At 64.0% G+C, this 3,654-nt stretch carries 5 protein-coding genes; 1 reads left to right on the forward strand and 4 read right to left on the reverse strand.

Annotated elements, in window-relative coordinates:
* The 4 genes from MK313_RS17890 to MK313_RS17905 form a co-directional block, all read right to left on the reverse strand.
* Positions 1-425 (reverse strand): 50S ribosomal protein L25/general stress protein Ctc (locus MK313_RS17890; protein WP_287783542.1); only part of this gene is annotated, 425 nt, incomplete at its 3' end.
* 272 nt (positions 426-697) lie between these two features.
* Positions 698-1,630, reverse strand: a complete 933-nt coding sequence (locus MK313_RS17895) for a ribose-phosphate pyrophosphokinase (RefSeq protein WP_008946081.1) — start codon at positions 1,628-1,630, stop codon at positions 698-700.
* 207 nt (positions 1,631-1,837) lie between these two features.
* On the reverse strand, positions 1,838-2,710 hold the full coding sequence (locus MK313_RS17900; RefSeq protein WP_121222188.1) for a hypothetical protein: 873 nt from the start codon (positions 2,708-2,710) through the stop codon (positions 1,838-1,840).
* 177 nt (positions 2,711-2,887) lie between these two features.
* Positions 2,888-3,073 carry a hypothetical protein gene (locus MK313_RS17905; RefSeq protein ID WP_008946079.1) on the reverse strand — a complete coding sequence of 62 codons (186 nt, stop codon included), beginning with the start codon at positions 3,071-3,073 and terminating at the stop codon, positions 2,888-2,890.
* Between the two features lie 195 nt (positions 3,074-3,268).
* Between MK313_RS17905 and MK313_RS17910 the strand changes: the two genes are divergently transcribed.
* The coding region (locus tag MK313_RS17910; RefSeq protein ID WP_287783546.1) for a GTP-binding protein at positions 3,269-3,654 on the forward strand (386 nt) is incomplete at its 3' end.

Below are 3,654 nucleotides of genomic sequence, written 5' to 3' on the forward strand. Positions count from 1 at the left end.
ATGGCTTCCGGGCTGCAGAACACCTCGACCTCGTGGCGGACGATGTTCAGCACGCCGCCGCGCTTCAGGCCCGGCGACTTGGTCTCGTTGATGAAGTGCACCGGCACGGCAACCTCGATCAGCGAATTCTTGGAGACGCCCAGGAAGTCAACATGCAGCGCGCGGTCGGTGACCGGGTCCTGCTGCAACTCGCGCGCCAGCACGCGGTGCGTATCCTTGCCGACCTTCACCTCGAACAGGTGGTTGAAGAAACCGGGGCGGCGCAGCTGGCGCTCCAGCTCCTTGGCATTGAGGTTGATCATGACCGGGGACTGCTTGTCGCCGTAGATCACGCCGGGTACCAGACCCTGGCGACGGGCTTCGCGGGCGGCCCCCTTACCGGCCCGATCGCGCGCCGTCGCGGCGATGGTGATTGCTTCTGCCATCTTGAAACTCCTTAAGTCATGGCAAAGGGGCAGCGCCAACCGCCACCCCTGCTGCCGGCCTCCAAGGGTGCCGGCATGGTCCCGTCAGTGCGGGAAGGCGGCCTTATATACCGATTCGGTCGGATAATACTAGAAAGTTTCTACTATCCTCTAACCGTCACCCCCGCACTTGTTGCGGGGGTCCAGGCTTCCGCTTACTGGATCGTTGGTTGAGTTTGCTGAACCCTGGATTCCCGGGACAAGCCCGGGAATGACAACCAAAAGAGTATGTCTTAGTCGAACAGGCTGGAGACCGAGCGTTCCTCGCTGATGCGCTGCATCGCCTCGGCGATCAGCGGCGCGATGGTGAGCTGGCGGATGTTGCGGGCAACCCGCATCGCCTCGGTCGCCATGATCGAATCGGTGGTCACCAGGCTGTTCAGCGCGGAGGAGGTGATGCGCGCCACGGCACCGCCGGACAGCACGCCATGCGTCACATAGGCCTCGACCGACTGCGCGCCCTTTTCCATCAGCGCGACCGCGGCGTTGCACAGCGTGCCGCCGGAATCGACGATATCGTCCACCAGGATGCAGTGCCGGCCCTTCACCTCGCCGATGACATGCATGACTTCCGACACGCCGGCGCGCTCACGCCTTTTGTCGATGATGGCGAGGTCGGCATTCAGCCGCTTGGCGATGGCGCGGGCGCGGACCACACCGCCGACATCCGGCGAGACGATGACCAGTTCCTCGCCGTTGAAGCGCTCCTGGATGTCCTTGGTGAACACCGGTGCTGCGAACAGATTGTCGGTCGGAATGTCGAAGAAGCCCTGGATCTGGCCGGCATGCAGGTCCATCGTCAGCACGCGGTCGGCACCGGCGACGGTGATGAGGTTGGCCACCAGCTTTGCCGAGATCGGCGTGCGCGGGCCGGACTTCCGATCCTGCCGGGCATAACCATAATAAGGTAGCACCGCCGTGACACGCCGGGCGGAGCCGCGCCGCAGCGCGTCCAGCGTCACCAGCAGTTCCATCAGATTGTCATTGGCGGGGTAGGAGGTGGACTGGATGACGAAAACATCCTCGCCGCGCACATTCTCGTGAATTTCAACGAAGACCTCCATGTCGGAGAATCGCTTCACGCTGGCGTTGGTGAGGGGAATGTTCAGGCAGGCGCAAACCGCTTCCGCGAGGGGCCGGTTGCTGTTCCCCGTCAACACTTTCATGGCAGATCGCTCTTTCCGTCGGGACAATCGCTGGAATTAAGGGCCGGCGTGATTGCCCGCCTTGTGCCGGGATGTGTCAGGCGCGCTGCCGCCAGGCGCCCAGGCACCCCAAAAGCGCGCGGACTTTATCAACCTGTCATGCGCCTGTAAACGAGTTTGCCCGATTTCATCCACAGGGCAGGCAAAGGGCTGTCGCAGGCAGTGGATTCAGCGCCGCCCGGCTTCCTGGACAAGCTGCACGATGCCGTCGGCGGCGGCCTCCGCGACCAGGAAGGCAACCTGCCCCCAGGCCCCGTTCAGCGCCCCGGCGGGCACCGGGTTCGACTGTTCCACCGTGCCGATTTCGCGCCCGTCCAGGCGGATCACGCTCCAGCGTACCGTCACCTTGTCCTGTTTCCGGTTCGGCACCGGGTCGATGGCCACGCTACCCAGCAGCACCAGCGCATCCTCATCCATCGCCTCGGCGATGCGCAGCCCGCGTTCCTTCAGCGAGGCTTCGACCATGCGCTTCAGCGCGACATTGCCATCGCCCGGCGCGCCATCGACCGACCAGATATACAGCCCGTCCACCACCGGCACCTGGCGGATCGGCTCACCCTGGATCGCGCGGGCCAGCGCCGGGGCGGCCTCGGCGGCCATCCCGGCCAGCGTTTCCTGCGTGCCGCGTTCCCAGTGCGGGCGGTTCACCCACCACAGGCTCTCATGGCGCTGGATTTCGCGGCCGGCGGCGTCGAACAGAGTCCAGCCTACGCGTACCCGGTCGCGGCTGTCAGTGCGCTCCTGCAGTTCTGCCTCGCCGCGCAGGATCAGGCTGGCGGCATTGCCCGTCGTGCTGGCCGGCAGGCCCTGATCGTTCAGCGCCTTGGCGATGGCGCGGGCCAGCGCGATGGCGGCCTCCTGTCCGGCCTCGGGCGCCGTGCCTGTGACCGGCAGCACCATGACACCCTCGCCGCCCGGCAGGTCCAGCAGCGGATTGGCCGCGCGGTCCTTGTCGGCCGGCTGGAAAGGCTGCGGCAGCGGCTGGCAGGCGGCCAGCAGCACGATGATGAGCAGGCCAAGCAGGCTTCTAAAGCCAAGCATTCTTCTAAAGAAGGACACAGCTCACCATCAGCCCCAGCAGGCAGGCCATCATGAAGAGGATGAGATGCGGCATGGCGGAAGCCATCACTCCAGGCTGTGCGTGACGGGAATCGTCTCGGTGTGTGCGGCAAGCATATGGCGGATGGGGTGGGATGAGTCCAGAGCGGCAAAAGATGCCTAGCCGAACAGGCGCGGCTTCTTGTTCTTGCGCTCCAGCTCCTCGGCGGTGCCTTCCAGATTCTTGATCATGCGCTCAACCTCAGCCAGCTTCATGGGGGTGAGGCGTTGTGTTTTCACGGTATAGCGCAGCCCCGCCACCCGTTCGCGCAGCCGCTTGGCACGCCATAATTCACTGGAACTCATTGCCGGCCTCTTCGCTTTCGACCGCGGCAGTATCGCCGCCGCATGGGAGACAAGCAATCGCCGTGCCGCGATATGCCAATGTCGATTTACGGCATCGCCGCTTGTTCGCACTTGCGAAAGCGTTTATATAAAGCCGCGCGCGCGGCGCCGGATGCACCGGCCCGGCGTTTTTCTTTTCCAGAACGGTCGGTTTCCATGAAGTTGCGCAATATTGCGATCATCGCCCATGTCGATCACGGCAAGACCACACTGGTGGACTGCCTGCTGAAGCAGTCGGGTGCCTTCCGCGAGAATCAGAAGGTCGCCGAGCGCGCCATGGATTCCAACGACATCGAGCGTGAGCGCGGCATCACCATCCTGGCCAAGTGCACCTCGGTGGAATGGAAGGATACGCGCATCAACATCATCGATACGCCCGGCCACGCCGATTTCGGCGGCGAGGTGGAGCGCATCATCTCCATGGTCGATGGCGTGCTGGTGCTGGTCGATGCCTCGGAAGGCCCGATGCCGCAGACCAAGTTCGTGCTGGCCAAGGCGCTGAAGCTGGGGCTGAAGCCCATCGTCGTCATCAACAAGATCGA

This window comes from Oceanibaculum sp., assembly GCF_022449305.1.
In the GTDB taxonomy this organism is placed as follows: Bacteria; Pseudomonadota; Alphaproteobacteria; order Oceanibaculales; family Oceanibaculaceae; genus Oceanibaculum; species Oceanibaculum indicum.